Genomic DNA, 15,770 nt, shown 5'->3' with positions numbered 1-15,770 from the left:
AAATGAAGTACGTGACGCTTTTACTTCAAGTAGGCGTGCTATATGTATTTAGCCTAGTGGGTACGTGGATTCAGGAAATATTCCATCTATCAATACCAGGGAATTTAATAGGGATGTTAATACTGTTCCTGCTCCTTTCCACTCGCGTTTTACCGTTAAAATGGTTTGAGTTAGGTTCGGAAAAGTTAATCGTATTTTTACCGTTATTTTTAATCCCTTCGACAACAGGGCTCATGGAATACGGGTCTTTTCTTTTCAGTAAGGGAAGTATTATATTCCTTTTAGTAGTTGCAAGCACTGTAGTAACTTTGATTGTTTCAGGGTATATAAGTCAATTATTAGTCACATCAAAAAAATAAAATCGACAAGGTGCACGATTCAAATGGTCTTAATTATTATTACTGTAGCAATTTATTTCTTGGCGACAAAGCTATATAAAAAATTTACGTTTGCATTTACGTTACCAGTGTTAACAGTTACGGCAATTATGATTTGTTTATTTTTGATTTTTGGTATTTCTCATCATGAGTATAGGGAAAATGGGGGAAACATTCTTTCAAGCTTATTGAGCCCTGCAATTGTAGCATTGGCCATACCTCTATTTAAAGAGCGAAAGATACTGATGAAAAATTTTTCATCGATACTAATCGGAGTAGTGATAGGTATAGTGGCTGTAACGAGCATGAATGTAGTGATTGGCGGAATTTTAAATATAGATAAGGAACTTATATTAACTACTTTACCACAGGTAGCGACAATGCCAATTGCCCTTTCAATAGCGGATCAAATTGGTGGTATTCCATCTATGACTTCTAGTTTTGTAGTTGTTGCAGGAATAACAGGTGCTATGATCGGACCAACAGTACTTAAGTTTTTCCGTATAACAAGTACGATTGGAAAAGGAGTTGGAATGGGCTGTGCATCACATATTATCGGTGTGAGTCGTTTAGTGAAAGAAGGCGAGAAAGAAGCGACTATCGGTTCGGTAACGATGATTGTAACTGGAATACTTATTAGTATACTAATACCGTATGGAACGAAATTTATTTTTTAAATGTAATGGAGATGATAACAATGACAACATGGTTTATAGTTACATTATTTGTTTTTGGAGCTATTAAAGTATTAGTTTCTAGCATGCCCACTTCTGTTGTAGAATCAATTATTAGTAGATTTGAATTGCATCAAAAGCTTGAGGCGGAAAATACTTCTATATCGATAGATGGAAAAAATATAGAGGGAGAAATGAAACTACAAGTTATTCATGAATTTAATGAGGCGTTGTTTTTAGATAAACATTATTTCCCGCCGCACGGAGAAGGGACACCAATAGTCATTGATACGAAGAAAGGGAGTAAAGAGATTAGATTTTCGCTATATAGCTATGAGGAACATGTTGATGTCATTAAGCAATATAAGAAGAAAGTCGTTGCCTATCGTTTACGCTCTAAAAGCCTTCAAACATTGACACCATTAGTAATAACGGAAGAGTATGCTTAAGAAGAGACCTATAATGGTCTCTTTATTTTTTTATCCAATTATATACGTTCCAAATAAAAGAATGAAAAATTATATAACCAAATAAAGAATATGTATGGTTCCAATTCGCACTATGTACAAATAAACCTAAACTTTCAGCAATCTGTTCAAAAAGGCTAGCACAAATACCGATTGAAATAATAAATGAAATTCTAGAAACTTTAGATAATTTTTTTGAAATGTGTATAAAGATAACTGTTAAAATCGGCAGTACGAACAATGTAAAAGCTATATTAACCGAAAATGTGGATGAGAAGGGCCTAGCCGGAAAGGAATATATTTGTTTATGAACAAAAAAGGCATCTAAGCAAGTTGCAATAATAGAAGAGAGAAAGATTGTAACTACTAATGCTAGAAACTCATTCTTCTTCTCGGAGGAGGACATTTTTCTTTGCGAGAATGGCGATTTCAATTTTTTCGAGTGTTTTGCAGTAGTCTTCTGTAATTTGTCCATTTATATTTTCCTCCTTATCAACTAAGTAATTTACAACTTGCCAATCGGTAAACCAATCTTCACTGTCAACTTCTTCATGCTTCATATCTCGCCATGCATAGATGAGTGCAGGGCTGTATATACGATAAGCGCCATTTCGTAACTGGCATTTCTTAATTCGGCGCTTATAAAACTCACGGGAAAAAGATTCATTTACACTTGAAAATAAATGGGGCCAGTAATCTTTCCTAGATCCTGTATGTGGATGGTGTTGAGCCCAGCTTATTATTTGAGATAAAACATGTGTATCTCGAAATAATAATGAGTACAATCTTTTTCCAATTAATATCCGTTCATGTAAGGAAGTGAAATGTTTCATTGTATCACCAAATAGTAATACTTTTTGTTTCTTATCATTTTCGTAGAATGGGAAAAGGATATGATTAAACTGAAAGAAATCAAAGAGTTTAAATCCAATACTATTTAGTACAGTCTTTTTAAATTGTACATTTTGAATTACTCTTTTTTCTAAGTAGTTTTGTTCATTAATAATAGTTGCAATTGCTAAAGTTTTTTTGTTACCTGTTTTCCAAAAATGGTTCCACATCGTTTCCATAAATGTAGAAACATTTAGGTGAGGGAGAAGGTGAAATAACTTTTGTGATCTCTTTACACTTTGTTCGTAAAGTAAAAATTGAGGGTATACATCTTGGAAAATAAGCCAATTCCCTCTTTCTAAAAAAGAAAAAAATATGAATTGATCTTTCTCTGATAAAATTCTCGTATATAAATCGCCCTTTAAATCAGTCATATTCCAACCGCCGTTACGTGATACCATATGCCCAAGCAGTGCCCAATGTATTTCTGGATATTGAATGTAAAATTGGTAGTATGCGCGTGTTCTTGTAACATTATTTTTATTTAGTTGTTCTGTTTGTATTTTTATTTTGTTGATGATGAGTTGTTCTTCTTTCGTTAATTTATACATGGTGTCAGAAGGAATAAGTTTGCTTTTTTGTTTCAATTCATTTTTTACGTCGAATAGGGAGAGAGGCAGTGCTTTGGAAGGTCCGTTATATGTATGATTTGAATTGCTTCGGTCCATTCCGTTACCTCCCTTTTTCATAAATTTAAACATGATTATTGGCTATGAATCATTCTATTTATTTTATTACGAGTATAAGAAATAAATGAGCGGTGTTTTTTTACAAGGAATTTATTTATCATGCAAACAGTATAAAAAATCTTACTGTTGTGAGATGAAATGAAAAACAGAAACTACGTTTAATAGTTTCTGTTTTTTTATTTTGTCAATTAAATGTAACAAACGACGATTATGATTTGAATCAATTGAAAATAATTCAATAAATATTATTTAAATTGAGATGTTTCGTAGGAGGAAGAAGAATGTTAAATAAAATAATTTTAATTACTGGTGGTACAGGTTCGTGGGGGCATGAACTTATAAAACAACTATTAGAAAAATCACCGAAAGAAATTAGAATTTTTTCAAGAAATGAAACGGTTCAGTTTGAAATGCAGCAGCAGTTTATAAATGATGATAGGTTAAAATTTATTATTGGAGATATTCGTGATAAAGATCAACTAGTCTATGCTTGCCAAGGTGTACATTATGTGTTCCATCTTGCAGCTTTAAAACATGTTCCAGTATGTGAGTATTATCCTTATGAAGCTATAAAAACCAATATACATGGTACGCAAAATGTAATTGAAGCCTCTATACAGATGCAAGTTGAAAAAGTTATATATGTTTCAACTGATAAAGCAGCTGATCCATCAAATACGTATGGGATGACAAAAGCAATTGGTGAAAAATTAATGGTTCATGCGAATATACAAACGAAGAAAACAAAATTCATTTGTGTTCGTGGTGGAAATGTTTTAGGAACGAGTGGAAGTGTAGTACCACTTTTTAAACAACAAATTAAAAAATCTTCACAAGTAGGGATTACCGATGCGAATATGACTAGATTTTTCTTAACAGTTGAAGATGCTGTTGGGTTGTTATTTAAAGCCGTATCTCAAGGTAGAGGCGGGGAAATCTTTGTTATGAAAATGCCGGCATGTAAAATAACAGATTTAGCAGAAGTATTAATTGAAGATTCTGGAAAAGAAAATGTTAAGGTAAAAGAGGTAGGGATAAGACCGGGTGAAAAATTAAGTGAAATGCTTCTATCTGAGGTAGAGAGTAAAACAAGTATAAGTTTTGATCAAAATTATTTTGTGGTACTACCGACTATTCCTATACAAGGACTTCAACAATATTATTCAAGCTATCCTCTAGTGGATGTGAAGAGTTTTAGTTCTCAACAAGATTTACTTGCAAAACATGAGGTGAAACAAATGCTATTAAAAGGAGGGTTTTTGCGATGAAAAAAAATGCGAGCCTTTTAATAACTGGTGCAAATGGTTTCACAGGACGCCATGCTTGCCACTATTTTTTACAGCAGGGCTTTCATGTAATTCCTATGTTTCAAAATCGTGCATATGGAGAAAAAATTAGAAATGGTATTACTTGTAATTTAACTAATAAGAGCGAAGTAATGAAGGTAATGAAACAAATAAAGCCAGACTACGTATTGCATTTAGCAGGAAGGAATTCGGTTATAGAATCTTGGACAGCTGCCCTTGAATATATAGAGGTTAATGTAATAGGAACATTATATTTATTAGAAGCAATTAAGCAAGAAGCCTCGCATTGTAGAACATTAGTTATAGGATCTGCTTTGCAAGCAGATAGTATGAACGAAATAAAAATTTCAAATCCATATAGTTTAAGTAAAACGATGCAAGTTATTATTGCAGAGGCTTGGGGAGGATTAATGGATTCAAATATTATCATTGCAAAGCCCTCAAACTTAATTGGTCCAGGGGAATCGAATGGCATTTGTTCGATTCTCGCAAAGAAAATGATAGATATAGAATCAGGTAGAAGTAAAGCCATTATTGAAGTAAACAGTTTGAAAGATAGTAGAGATTTTCTAGATGTACGTGATGCGATTAAAGCGTATCATGTGTTATTACGAGATGGAATAAATGGAAAACAATATAATATCGGATCAGGAGTAAAACGATCTTTGTTAAATGTACTAGAACAATATAAAGAATTAACACAGCTAAATTTTTTTATAGAGGAAACAGAGAAAAGTGGGAGCGACTCAAATGAGAGTTTAGCAATAGAGGAAATAAAAAGGTTAGGTTGGATCCCAGAAATTGAATTTCATCAATCATTAAAAGATGTACTTGAGTATGCGAAGTGTAGTGACATCTGCATGCAATGAAAAACAAAAAAGGGTGTAAGAAATATATGAATGATTATGAAATAATAGATAATCAAAATACGCTATTTCTTTCAATTGTTGATGCGTTGGATTGGAGAGATGAAGAAGCGCATGTATTGCGTCTTTATGAGGCAATACATAAATATCAAGCGTATGTAGAAGAAAAAAGGGTTAATCAAATAAAGTCAGCATTAGAGACGGAAACTAGATATGTGATTCAAATCTTTGCTCAATACGAGTGTAGTGAGTATGGAAATGATTTTTATGAACTCATTAAAGATCTTTTACAAGATATAGAGGTGGAGTTAAAGATTTATATAAAAAATAATAATTTTATTTACATTTAAAAGGTAAATATAAAGCTAGATTTTTAATAATAAAGGTGGGTATAAGTTATGAGCAAAACGATTCTTTTTACTGGGGGCGGTACAGCCGGACACGTTATGATTAATATTGTATTAATTCCTAAATTTATAGAGAAAGGCTGGAGAGTCGAGTATATTGGATCCAAAAATGGAATTGAAAAATCATTAGTGCAAAATGTTAAATACAATAGTGTTTCAACGGGCAAGCTTAGGAGATATTGGGATTGGGAAAATTTTAAAGATCCTTTTAAAATTATACGAGGTTGTTTACAAAGTTATAAATTAATTAAGAAAACAAAGCCTGACGTTATCTTTTCAGCAGGAGGATTTGTTTCAGTTCCTGTAGCTATAGGAGCATGGTTAAATCGTGTGCCTATAATTATACGTGAACCAGATAGCACATTAGGACTTGCCAATAAAATAGCATTACCTTTTGCTACAAAGCTATGCACAACATTTCCTCAGACAGGAGAAAATGTAAGTAATGAGAAGAAGGTTTATGTAGGACCAATTGTAAGGGAAGAAATTGAGAAGGGTAACGTATTACGAGGAAGAAGATATTGTGAATTTCAGCAAGATAAACCAGTATTATTAATTATGGGTGGGAGTCAAGGTGCTAAGTGGATAAATGATATGGTAAGGGAATGTTTAGATACAATGCTATTAAACTTTAATATTATTCATATATGTGGTAAAGGGAAGGTAGACCCATCTATTGGCATGGAGGGGTATATGCAATTTGAATATATAGGCGACGAGTTGCCGCATATACTAAATATGGCAAGTGTTGTAGTTTCCAGAGCGGGTTCTACTGCTATTTCTGAATTGTTATTTTTGAAGAAACCGATGTTGCTTATCCCGTTAACTAACAGTTCCAGCAGGGGAGATCAAGTTTTAAATGCTGAATATTTTTCACGGCAAGGATATGCGGAAGTTATACTCCAAGACAGAGTAAGTACGAATACATTTATACATGCAGTAAATAAGTTGTATACAAATAAGGAGAAATATATTCAAAACATGAATGGATATAAGAAAACAAATGATGAGGGAATTCATCAAATAATAGATATAATAAATGAAGTGGTGGAGTAATAGAAATGTAAATAGAAAAACAAAAGGAAAGAAGGTATCTTCTTTCCTTTTTACTATATTTGTTCAAATTCATTATTATTTATTCTAATTAGTTATGTACTATCGGTGAATGCCGTTTTCTAATAGCTCAGTAAATGCATGAATATGAATAGGTTTACTGTAATAATAACCTTGAATAAACTGACATTTATTTTTTTGAAGGAAATTTACGTGCTCTTTCGTTTCTACACCTTCAGCAATGACAGACATTCCTAATGTATTTGCTAATGTGATGATCGTTTTAATAATTTCCATTCCATCATCACATGTTTCAGACATTGTAATAAATTCTCTCGGGATTTTTAACGTATCAATTGGATACAAAGGTAAGTAGGCTAGCGAAGAATAACCTGTACCAAAATCGTCGATAGAAATGTGAATCCCTAAACTTTTTAGTGTACGCAGTTTTATCAATGTTTCTCGCTCATCCATCATTGCAATTCGCTCTGTTAATTCAAGATCAAGAGAGCTTGCTGGTAAACCTGTATTTGTTAAAGTAGAAGAAATAGATTTTACAAAATCTTCTTGTTCAAATTCTTTAGCAGATAAATTTACACCTATTTTTAAATGTGAATATCCGAGTGCGTGCCAACGTTTCATTTGCTTGCAAGCCTGCTCTAATGTCCATTTTCCTATTGAAATAATTTGTAGTGTTTCTTCTGCAATCGGAATAAACTCGTATGGAGAAATAATACCTAATTCAGGATGATTCCACCTAATTAAAGCTTCTGCACCGATAATTTTATTAGATTCACTATCAACTTGAGGTTGATACAAAAGGAACAATTCTTCATTTTGTAGTGCGTTTGGTAAATCTTTTTCTAATCGTAATCGTCTTTCAATTTTTTTAGCGATTACATCGTCATAAATAGAGACAGAGTTAAGCTCTTTTGCTTTTGCATCATACATTGCAACATTAGCGTTTTTCAGAAGTGTAGCGGTATCGATTCCGGAATGTGGATAAATAGCGATGCCGATACTCAGTGATAAAGTTAATTTATGCTCATGTATGATAAATGACTTTTTCATGCATTCAAATAATTGGTTACATAATTGGAATAAGTAATCTTCGTCAATATAGTTTTCAATTATGATTGTAAATTCATCGCCACCGATTCTTGAAAGATGAGTATGTGATGGAAGACATGATTGGAATCGCTTTGCTACTTCTTCTAATATGTAATCTCCTGATGAATGTCCAAGTGTATCGTTAATTGCTTTAAAGCGATCTAAATCTAAATATAATAATGCAAACTCGCTTTCTGTTATTTTAGCATTTTTTATAACTCTCTTTAATTTCTTATGGAAAAAGGCACGGTTCCCAATTTTCGTTACAGTGTCATGGAATGCTAAATATTTTATTTCTTCTTGCTGTTTTTTTAGTGCAGTAATATCTTTCACCATAATATAGCTTCCTGAAATTTGTCCGTCTATTATAATAGGAATGATTGTAACGTATAAAAAATAAGTAAAGCCATCTTTATATTGAGAACTAAGTTGTAAGAATGCCGATTCTTGTTGTTTCACTTTTTCTAATGCCAATGCTAGCTTATGCTTATCTTCATCTAAAATGATCGAAAAACAAGTTTCACCTAGTAACTCATCCGTTGGTGCCCCAAGTAGTACACTCCCAGCCTTATTTACATTTAAGAATATTCCATTTAAATCAATGGTGAAGATAGGGTCAGGATGATATTCATATAATGATTTAAACTTTTGCTGTTTTTGAGAAAGAGCCTCTGATTTATGAACTAAATCAGACGTCCGTAAAGTAACTTTTTCTTCTAGTTGGGCATTAAATGCCTGCAAACGTTTTGTTAAGGAATTGTTTTGCATACGTACGATAGAATGACGAATGAGTACGAAAATAAAAGTAATACAATTTCCTGTAATGAGAGTTGAAGAGGATGTTTGTTCTTTTAATGTAAACCCGATTAGTATTGCAACAGCAAGATAGGGAAATACAACTAAAGCTTTTTTTCCTATTATAGGGTTTACAAGGAAATAATTTTTATGGCTATTATGATCTTCTGAAATAGAGCCAGCTATTGCAATAAGTAATATAGGTATTCTATATAAAAGACGTAATAATATTATAGTTTCAGTTGATAAGTGGTTATTTAAGTAAAAATAAATATAGTTAAAAGTTGCAGAACTTATTAATACAAAAATAAAGATATAAATTTTCCGTTTGGAATTAAAAATTGTTGGACGGAAAAAGAGACTAACACCTAGCAGTAGAAATAATAAATCTGCAATTGGGTATAAAAATGAAAGGAAAACATCTCCTAGTGAAAGAGCGAATATATTTAAATTTGGTTGATTAAATAAATACCATTCTAATGTGAATATGGAAGTAAGCACTATGCATATATCACAAATAAAGAACGCTTTTTCCCATTTATTGCATTCCTTTAAGATTTTATAGCAGAAAGCGATAAGACAGAAAAATAGAAAAACCATGTAAAATACATCAGAAACCGTAAAACGATGTATTGGAATTTCGAAGAAGCTATCTTGATATGTATATACTATTTTTCCTAATAAAAAACTACCAATTGCTATTGTAATACATATCCAAAACGGATTTGAACTGACTTTCTTAGAATATATAGAGTAAATCAGTGATACAAATGTAATGGCTTCAACGACAAGTGAAGCGAAGCGTACATCTGAATTTGAAAAATGAGTAGGGAACAGATAGAAAAACATAAAATAGATTGAATAGCATATCAATGTTCCGATTAATATACATAATTGTAAATTTTTATTTAATTTCAATGAAATCACCTTCTTTAATTATGCACTATGTTCGTTATATCTATACATAATAATATTATTTAAGAATTGTATCAGATTTCCTTATAAAAATCATGTTTATAAGGAAAGTGTTAAAGAGTGTAAGTATTCTTAAGGTTGAAAAAATATTGCGGTTGATAGTATAGACTGTATCAAGACTTTAAATAGAAATTGTATATTTAGTCATCCTTTGAATTGTAAAGTTTTTTTAGTGATTTGTAAGTGGAGATGCAAAATTGCATATAAAATGATGTGTATCTTTTTTTGGTGAGATTTTTATTTTTGATCTGAAAATTAACATTTGTGAAAATGTTGAGAAAGGATATAAAATAAGAACGTGTATTCTTACAGAGTGGAATAGTATTGCCACTAAATAGGGAGGCTTTTTTATGATATATCGAATTAAAGATGCAGAAATATACTATGAAATTGTGGGAGAGGGTAAACCAGTCATTATCATACATGGCTGCTCCCCTGACCATAGGTTAATGATGAAATGTATGGAATCAGTATTTCAGAAGTATGAAGGTTATAAGCGAATATATATTGATTTACCTGGTATGGGAAAATCGAATGCTCCAAATTGGATAAATAGTTCAGATCGTATAGTAGAAGTGCTTATCACATTTATTGAGGAAATCATTTCTACTGAAAAATTTTTATTGGTAGGAGAATCATATGGAGGCTATTTAGCCAAAGGTATACTTGCAAAGATGTTTGAGAGAGTTAGCGGATTATTATTAGTATGTCCTGTTGTTGTAGCGGAGCCAGAAAAAAGGATTCTTCCAGATAAACAGGTAATTGTACAAGATGAGGAATTTTTAAATACGCTCACTTCCACAGAAAGAGAGGAATTTTGTGAGTTAGCTGTAATAGCAAATGAATATACATATAAGCGATTTAAAGAAGAAATTAAGCCTGGGTTAGATGTTGCTAATGATGAATTTATTGAAAGGTTGCAAAAGAATTACTCTCTTACTATGGATTTTCAGCGTAAAAAATATGAAAATCCCGTTCTTTTACTGACTGGAAGACAAGGTATATCAGTAGGTTATCAAAATATTATAGAAATTATTGAAGAATATCCAAGGGCAACATTAGCAGTGTTAGATATGGCAGGGCATAATTTGCAAATTGAGCAGCCTGAATTATTTGAGAGTTTAGTAGGAGAATGGATTAGACGAACAAATCAGCACAGTTTATAAAGTATTTTAGTATTACGCCTAAGTGTTGAAATGGGATAAATGAACGTGATTTATTAACTTATCTCGCTATTTGCCGGGCAGTAAGACCCCCACCTCAAAATTTAGCGGAAGCAAAGAAATTAGCTGGGGGCGGGCTGCCTGTAAAAGCCCGATTAGTGAGGGCTAATTAAAGTTTCACTTTATAAAAAATTTTAAGGAGAAATTATGAGCACATATATTTATATGGTTAGACATGGTGAATCACCAAAACTAGAAGGAAATGAAAGAATGCGCGGGTTAACTGAGAGGGGACATATGGATGCCCGTAGAGTAACTGACATATTAAAAGCGGAGAGGATTGATACTTTTATTTCCAGTCCTTATAATCGGGCTATGCTAACGATAGAGGAGTCAGCTAATTTCCATGAAAAAGAAATAGTAGTATATGAAAATCTTAAAGAGTGTATGTTTTCAAGTGAGGATCAGGTTATATCAGACAAAGAGGTGTATCCACTTGTACAGAAGATGTTCTCTAATCCGGACTTTGCACGAACGGAAGGAGAGTCATATGCAGATTGCCAGAGAAGAGTAGTGAAAGTATTAAAAGAAATCTTAATGGATTTTCAAGGATGCAAAATTGTAATTGGTACACATGGGCTTGTCATGACATTAATGATGAACTATTTTGATAAACAATATGGTTTTGAATTTTTAATGAATACGTCAAAACCGGATATATATAAGATGGAGTTTAAAGAAGAACAATTAATGAATGTAGAGAGATTATGGAAAGAGGAATAAAATTAGTTGCATGGATTTTGTTGTAAAAGTTACTTTTATAGCAAAGTCTTTTGTTTTGAATAGAAAGCATCTTTATCAACTATTTTTAGAATGTTAAATAAATAAGTAATTATTCAGTCTTTGAATAAATTATGGAGAAATTGGTTTAGGGAAACAATTTTAAATGTGTCAAAACTCCAAACGTTGGATTTATATTCAATAGGAGAAAAAGATGTAGAATTTTGTCTTACAGTCCCCGTTTACTTTTCATTTCATTACATATAGGCTTTGTGGTGTAAGGGAGGACATCACCTTTACACAAAATCTATAAGGAGGTCATTGTAATGAAACAGATTAAAAAGTTTGCGGGAGTTGCTTTAGCGGGGACGATTGGATTAAGTGGACTACTGTTTTTAGAACCAAGTGTAAGCGTTGCGGAAGCACAGCAAGTGAAAGTAGAAAATTTCAATATAATTGATGTAACGATGAATCTAAATGAATTGTATGTATTAAGTGGCAGAAGTATTGATATTCTTTCTGGAGATAAAGAAGCAATTCAGTTAAATAAATACACAATTAGTTTTAATAAACCTGGGAAGTATGTGATTAAAGTAAATGGCTGTATTTATGATGATGTATATACTTTTATTGTAAATGAGTAGTATATATTCTTAAATTGCGAGATAAAAACAGAAACACCCTATTTGCGATGAGAGTCGTAAATAGGGTGAATTTATTTGTATTAAGCTGTACTTTAAATATGTTCACTAATTTTCTTTTTGTTATGTAAAATATGTAAAAGTGTTAACAATGTAAATGAAATATACATCTTCACATTCAAAAAAGTTAAAATATTTCGTTTTAAGGATTATAATGGAGGGAGAAACATAAAAGGGAGTGAATGAACTTGAAACAAGAACTTATTGAAAGATTTACGAGATATGTAAAAATTGATACGCAATCAAATGAAGAAAGCCATACAGTACCAACAACACCAGGACAAATTGAGTTTGGTAAGTTATTAGTGGAAGAGCTAAAAGAAATTGGTTTAACAGAAGTAACGATGGATGATAATGGTTATGTAATGGCAACACTTCCAGCTAATACGGACAAGGATGTTCCTGTAATTGGATTTTTAGCCCATTTAGATACAGCAACAGACTTTACAGGGAAAAACGTCAAACCACAAATTCATGAAAATTTTGATGGTAATGCAATTACGTTAAATGAAGAGCTAAATGTTGTGTTAACACCAGAGCAGTTCCCGGAATTACCATCATATAAAGGACATACCATTATTACAACTGATGGTACAACACTTCTAGGAGCAGATGATAAAGCTGGTCTTACAGAAATTATGGTTGCAATGAACCATTTAATACATAATCCGCAAATTAAGCACGGGAAAATAAGAGTAGCATTTACACCGGATGAAGAAATTGGTCGTGGGCCAGCGCATTTTGATGTAGAAGCGTTTGGTGCATCATTCGCTTATACGATGGATGGAGGCCCATTAGGTGGTTTAGAGTATGAAAGTTTTAATGCTGCAGGTGCTAAGTTAACGTTTAACGGAACGAATACACATCCTGGAACAGCGAAAAATAAAATGCGCAATGCTACTAAACTGGCTATGGAGTTTAACGGGTATTTACCAGTAGAAGAGGCGCCAGAATATACAGAAGGCTATGAAGGATTCTATCATTTACTTTCTTTAAATGGTGATGTTGAGCAAAGTAAAGCGTATTATATTATTCGAGACTTTGATCGTGAAAATTTTGAGGCGCGTAAAAATAACGTTAAAAATATTGTGAAGACTATGCAAGAAAAGTATGGCGAAGATGCAGTCGTTTTAGAAATGAATGATCAATACTATAACATGCTTGAAAAAATTGAACCGGTAAGAGAAATTGTTGATATTGCATATGAAGCAATGAAAAGTTTAGACATTGAACCAAATATTCATCCGATTCGCGGAGGCACAGATGGATCACAATTATCATATATGGGATTACCGACGCCGAATATTTTCACTGGTGGTGAAAACTATCACGGTAAATTTGAATATGTTTCGGTAGATACTATGGAAAAAGCCGTTCAAGTTATTGTGGAAATTGCAAGACGTTTTGAGGAGCAAGCTTAAAAAAGAACCAAGTAGTACGAATGTGCTACTTGGTTCTTTTTAATATAGTACTCGCCACAAATAAAAAGTCGCATAAGACTCCCAATTAGCCCAGTTTGCCGCGAAACCTTTTATTTCATTTTTAGTCGGTTTATTTTCGGAACCTGTTATAAATTTAATTGCATTATGCAGACCAACATCATCAATTGGAAAAGCTGAAGGAAATCTTAAACAACGCATTAAAACATAGTTGGCAGTCCATGGCCCTATACCATGGATAGCAGTTAATTGTTTCTCAGCAACCTTTACATCTTGTGTTTGCAGTAAATCCTCTTTTGATAGTTTTCTCTCTGTAATAAGCTTCGCAATACCGATTAAATATTCACATTTTCTAGTCGTCATTTTTAATTGTTGGAGATCTTCTACATGTAGATTTGCAATTGTTTCAGGTGATGGGAATATCCAATGCTTTCTACCGTCCCATTCTACATAACTGCCAAATTGCTCAACTAATCTTCTTTTTAGCGTATAAGCATATGTTAAGTTAATTTGTTGACCGATAATTCCCCAGGAAAGTGCCTCAAATAAGTCTGGAATACCTAAATTACGAAGGCCATAATATTGTTCAATTGGTCCTTGAAGGAGTAAATCATGTTTAGCTAATGTATAAAAGGGAGCTAAATCAGTAGCTAAATCAAACCATTCTTTTACATAGTTAGCTACAGCTTCACGTATCGATTTTTCAGATGTATATGATTCTTCTAAACAACGTATTTGAATATTGCCATCTGTATTCACACTAATTTCAACTAAAGGATTTACATCTTGAACAGGGATAACTTTATAAATTTTGTTATCTTCAATATGAAACATACATTCATTGTTAGAACGTGATAGATAACGTAAATTTTCTTGGAAACAAAATTCTTTTGGAACTGCTATAGATAATGCGCTATTATATTCTGCTGTCATATGAATTCCACCTGTAACTTTTCTAATGTAAGCAATTTTTTCTTCATTTCTAATCCACCCCTAAATCCGGTTAGTTTCCCATTCTTCCCAATAACACGGTGACAAGGAATAGTAATAAGGAGAGGGTTAGCAGCAATAGCAGAAGCAACGGCGCGCACAGCTTTAGGTTTTTGAATTTTTTCAGCAATTTCTGTATAAGAATATGTCTTTCCATAAGGAATTTCACGTACCGTATTCCAAACAGATAATTGAAAATTAGTTCCATAAGCATCGATAGGAAATGTAAAAGTTTCTCGCTTGTTTTCTAAATACTCGATAACTTCTTGCGTATATATTTGCAAGTAATCTGGACTATGAATCAATATATGTTGGGGCAGTTTTTTTCTAGCCCATATATTTAATTCTTCAAAGTTTTCGTCTTGTGATCCAATGAAACATAGTCCATTTTCAGTTGCAGCAATATGAAATCGCCAATTTTTATGTGTAAGTAGCGTCCAATATATATAATTATTTTTGTAGGAATTCATTATCGTATCCCTCTTTCATCTCGTTCTTTTTTCGATATTCAGTAGGAGTAAAGCTGGTTTTCTTTTTAAATAAAGTTGCGAAATACTCTGGGTTTTCTATCCCGACAGCAGTACTAATTTCTTTAATAGATTGATTTGTGTGTAAAAGGTATTTGGTTGCTTTAAGAATTCTGAATTGTTGTATATATTCTATAGGAGTTAGCCCTATTATTCTTTTGAAAGTACGTTGTAAATGAAAAGGGCTACCGTGACACATTCCCGCAAGCATGTCGAGAGTTAAGGATTTGTCATAATGCTTTTCGATATAGTCTTTAATTTGTTCTACCCACTCTTCATTAGGTAAAGTGATCCCATTTGGCTTACAACGTTTGCACGGGCGAAAGTTTTCACTTAATGCTTGCTCTGCATGATGAAAAATTCGTACATTGTTTCTATTTGGTATTCTTGATTTGCATGATGGCCTGCAAAAGATTCCAGTTGATTTCACAGCATAAAAGAATTTGCTATCATAGGAAGAATCGTTATGAATAATTGCTTGCCAATACTCATTTGTTAATGTAACTCCTTCATTGTGCAAAGAACATCACCTCTGAAATTAGTATAACCTGAATAAAGT

General features: G+C 32.5%; 17 protein-coding genes. 11 read left to right on the top strand and 6 right to left on the bottom strand.

Annotation, left to right across the window (positions count from 1 at the left end; all coding sequences use genetic code 11):
- Nucleotides 1-2 precede the first annotated feature (2 nt).
- Genes QO049_RS10570 through QO049_RS10560 form a run of 3 tightly spaced genes read left to right on the top strand, consistent with a single transcriptional unit; the run spans nucleotide 3 to nucleotide 1,500 of the window.
- Nucleotides 3-359, top strand: coding sequence for a CidA/LrgA family holin-like protein (locus QO049_RS10570; RefSeq protein WP_000878485.1), 357 nt, complete (start codon nucleotides 3-5; stop codon nucleotides 357-359).
- A gap of 23 nt (nucleotides 360-382) precedes the next feature.
- Nucleotides 383-1,054 (top strand): LrgB family protein, encoded by a 672-nt coding sequence (locus tag QO049_RS10565; RefSeq protein ID WP_000242946.1) that lies wholly within the window; start codon nucleotides 383-385, stop codon nucleotides 1,052-1,054.
- Nucleotides 1,055-1,074: 20 nt separating this feature from the next.
- Nucleotides 1,075-1,500, top strand: a complete 426-nt coding sequence (locus QO049_RS10560) for a YfmQ family protein (RefSeq protein ID WP_000214645.1) — start codon at nucleotides 1,075-1,077, stop codon at nucleotides 1,498-1,500.
- Nucleotides 1,501-1,522: 22 nt separating this feature from the next.
- Here the strand turns inward: QO049_RS10560 and QO049_RS10555 are convergent, their stop codons facing one another.
- On the bottom strand, nucleotides 1,523-1,924 hold the full coding sequence (locus QO049_RS10555) for a CBO0543 family protein (RefSeq protein WP_033667178.1): 402 nt from the start codon (nucleotides 1,922-1,924) through the stop codon (nucleotides 1,523-1,525).
- Nucleotides 1,899-3,077 (bottom strand): DUF2515 domain-containing protein, encoded by a 1,179-nt coding sequence (locus QO049_RS10550; protein ID WP_000376162.1) that lies wholly within the window; start codon nucleotides 3,075-3,077, stop codon nucleotides 1,899-1,901. Before QO049_RS10550 ends, QO049_RS10555 begins: the two co-directional genes overlap by 26 nt.
- A gap of 302 nt (nucleotides 3,078-3,379) precedes the next feature.
- On the opposite strand from QO049_RS10550, the gene QO049_RS10545 reads away from it, so the two are divergent.
- The 4 genes from QO049_RS10545 to QO049_RS10530 are packed head-to-tail and all read left to right on the top strand — an operon-like array spanning nucleotide 3,380 to nucleotide 6,734.
- Complete coding sequence (locus QO049_RS10545) at nucleotides 3,380-4,366, top strand: UDP-N-acetylglucosamine 4,6-dehydratase family protein (RefSeq protein ID WP_000932591.1); 987 nt, start codon at nucleotides 3,380-3,382, stop codon at nucleotides 4,364-4,366.
- Nucleotides 4,363-5,274, top strand: coding sequence for an SDR family oxidoreductase (locus tag QO049_RS10540; protein ID WP_000739083.1), 912 nt, complete (start codon nucleotides 4,363-4,365; stop codon nucleotides 5,272-5,274). The genes QO049_RS10545 and QO049_RS10540 overlap by 4 nt, the downstream gene beginning before the upstream one ends.
- A complete protein-coding gene (locus QO049_RS10535) occupies nucleotides 5,271-5,621 on the top strand; it encodes a DUF6572 domain-containing protein (RefSeq protein WP_002101267.1) in 351 nt (116 codons plus the stop codon). The genes QO049_RS10540 and QO049_RS10535 overlap by 4 nt, the downstream gene beginning before the upstream one ends.
- Nucleotides 5,622-5,669: 48 nt before the next feature.
- The gene (locus QO049_RS10530) at nucleotides 5,670-6,734 is read left to right on the top strand and encodes an undecaprenyldiphospho-muramoylpentapeptide beta-N-acetylglucosaminyltransferase (protein ID WP_246960991.1); all 1,065 of its coding nucleotides are present in this window, start codon (nucleotides 5,670-5,672) and stop codon (nucleotides 6,732-6,734) included.
- A 99-nt stretch (nucleotides 6,735-6,833) separates the two neighbouring features.
- Here the strand turns inward: QO049_RS10530 and QO049_RS10525 are convergent, their stop codons facing one another.
- Nucleotides 6,834-9,554, bottom strand: a complete 2,721-nt coding sequence (locus tag QO049_RS10525) for a putative bifunctional diguanylate cyclase/phosphodiesterase (protein ID WP_246960989.1) — start codon at nucleotides 9,552-9,554, stop codon at nucleotides 6,834-6,836.
- 407 nt (nucleotides 9,555-9,961) lie between these two features.
- Between QO049_RS10525 and QO049_RS10520 the strand changes: the two genes are divergently transcribed.
- The 4 genes from QO049_RS10520 (at nucleotide 9,962) to pepT (ending at nucleotide 13,676) form a co-directional block, all read left to right on the top strand.
- Nucleotides 9,962-10,777, top strand: coding sequence for an alpha/beta fold hydrolase (locus tag QO049_RS10520; protein WP_246960986.1), 816 nt, complete (start codon nucleotides 9,962-9,964; stop codon nucleotides 10,775-10,777).
- Between the two features lie 204 nt (nucleotides 10,778-10,981).
- The gene (locus QO049_RS10515; RefSeq protein ID WP_000109178.1) at nucleotides 10,982-11,557 is read left to right on the top strand and encodes a histidine phosphatase family protein; all 576 of its coding nucleotides are present in this window, start codon (nucleotides 10,982-10,984) and stop codon (nucleotides 11,555-11,557) included.
- A gap of 323 nt (nucleotides 11,558-11,880) precedes the next feature.
- A complete protein-coding gene (locus tag QO049_RS10510) occupies nucleotides 11,881-12,198 on the top strand; it encodes a hypothetical protein (protein WP_000809493.1) in 318 nt (105 codons plus the stop codon).
- A gap of 245 nt (nucleotides 12,199-12,443) precedes the next feature.
- Nucleotides 12,444-13,676, top strand: a complete 1,233-nt coding sequence (gene pepT / locus QO049_RS10505) for a peptidase T (protein ID WP_000807014.1) — start codon at nucleotides 12,444-12,446, stop codon at nucleotides 13,674-13,676.
- A 39-nt stretch (nucleotides 13,677-13,715) separates the two neighbouring features.
- On the opposite strand, the gene QO049_RS10500 is transcribed toward pepT, so the two are convergent.
- From QO049_RS10500 to QO049_RS10490, 3 genes are read right to left on the bottom strand one after another with little or no spacing between them, the layout of a single operon-like run.
- Nucleotides 13,716-14,627 (bottom strand): DNA-3-methyladenine glycosylase 2, encoded by a 912-nt coding sequence (locus QO049_RS10500; RefSeq protein ID WP_246960983.1) that lies wholly within the window; start codon nucleotides 14,625-14,627, stop codon nucleotides 13,716-13,718.
- Nucleotides 14,624-15,154 carry a methylated-DNA--[protein]-cysteine S-methyltransferase gene (locus tag QO049_RS10495; protein WP_001089838.1) on the bottom strand — a complete coding sequence of 177 codons (531 nt, stop codon included), beginning with the start codon at nucleotides 15,152-15,154 and terminating at the stop codon, nucleotides 14,624-14,626. The genes QO049_RS10500 and QO049_RS10495 overlap by 4 nt, the downstream gene beginning before the upstream one ends.
- Nucleotides 15,135-15,731, bottom strand: a complete 597-nt coding sequence (locus QO049_RS10490) for a bifunctional transcriptional activator/DNA repair enzyme AdaA (protein ID WP_098450559.1) — start codon at nucleotides 15,729-15,731, stop codon at nucleotides 15,135-15,137. The genes QO049_RS10495 and QO049_RS10490 overlap by 20 nt, the downstream gene beginning before the upstream one ends.
- Between the last annotated feature and the right edge of the window lie 39 nt (nucleotides 15,732-15,770).

It is taken from the genome of Bacillus sp. RB3, from assembly GCF_030164735.1.
Classification (GTDB): Bacteria; Bacillota; Bacilli; order Bacillales; family Bacillaceae_G; genus Bacillus_A; species Bacillus_A cereus.
Note: the sequence above shows the minus strand (reverse complement) of the source record. Positions and strands in the feature narration are given on the sequence as shown.

Excerpts from the sequence above, each read along its gene's own strand:
- QO049_RS10570 (WP_000878485.1), top strand. The coding sequence starts at position 3 with ATGAAGTACGTGACGCTTTTACTTCAAGTAGGCGTGCTATATGTATTT.
- QO049_RS10565 (WP_000242946.1), top strand. The coding sequence starts at position 383 with ATGGTCTTAATTATTATTACTGTAGCAATTTATTTCTTGGCGACAAAG.
- QO049_RS10560 (WP_000214645.1), top strand. The coding sequence starts at position 1,075 with ATGACAACATGGTTTATAGTTACATTATTTGTTTTTGGAGCTATTAAA.
- QO049_RS10555 (WP_033667178.1), bottom strand. The coding sequence starts at position 1,924 with ATGTCCTCCTCCGAGAAGAAGAATGAGTTTCTAGCATTAGTAGTTACA.
- QO049_RS10550 (WP_000376162.1), bottom strand. The coding sequence starts at position 3,077 with ATGGACCGAAGCAATTCAAATCATACATATAACGGACCTTCCAAAGCA.
- QO049_RS10545 (WP_000932591.1), top strand. The coding sequence starts at position 3,380 with ATGTTAAATAAAATAATTTTAATTACTGGTGGTACAGGTTCGTGGGGG.
- QO049_RS10540 (WP_000739083.1), top strand. The coding sequence starts at position 4,363 with ATGAAAAAAAATGCGAGCCTTTTAATAACTGGTGCAAATGGTTTCACA.
- QO049_RS10535 (WP_002101267.1), top strand. The coding sequence starts at position 5,271 with ATGAAAAACAAAAAAGGGTGTAAGAAATATATGAATGATTATGAAATA.
- QO049_RS10530 (WP_246960991.1), top strand. The coding sequence starts at position 5,670 with ATGAGCAAAACGATTCTTTTTACTGGGGGCGGTACAGCCGGACACGTT.
- QO049_RS10520 (WP_246960986.1), top strand. The coding sequence starts at position 9,962 with ATGATATATCGAATTAAAGATGCAGAAATATACTATGAAATTGTGGGA.
- QO049_RS10515 (WP_000109178.1), top strand. The coding sequence starts at position 10,982 with ATGAGCACATATATTTATATGGTTAGACATGGTGAATCACCAAAACTA.
- QO049_RS10510 (WP_000809493.1), top strand. The coding sequence starts at position 11,881 with ATGAAACAGATTAAAAAGTTTGCGGGAGTTGCTTTAGCGGGGACGATT.
- QO049_RS10500 (WP_246960983.1), bottom strand. The coding sequence starts at position 14,627 with ATGACAGCAGAATATAATAGCGCATTATCTATAGCAGTTCCAAAAGAA.
- QO049_RS10495 (WP_001089838.1), bottom strand. The coding sequence starts at position 15,154 with ATGAATTCCTACAAAAATAATTATATATATTGGACGCTACTTACACAT.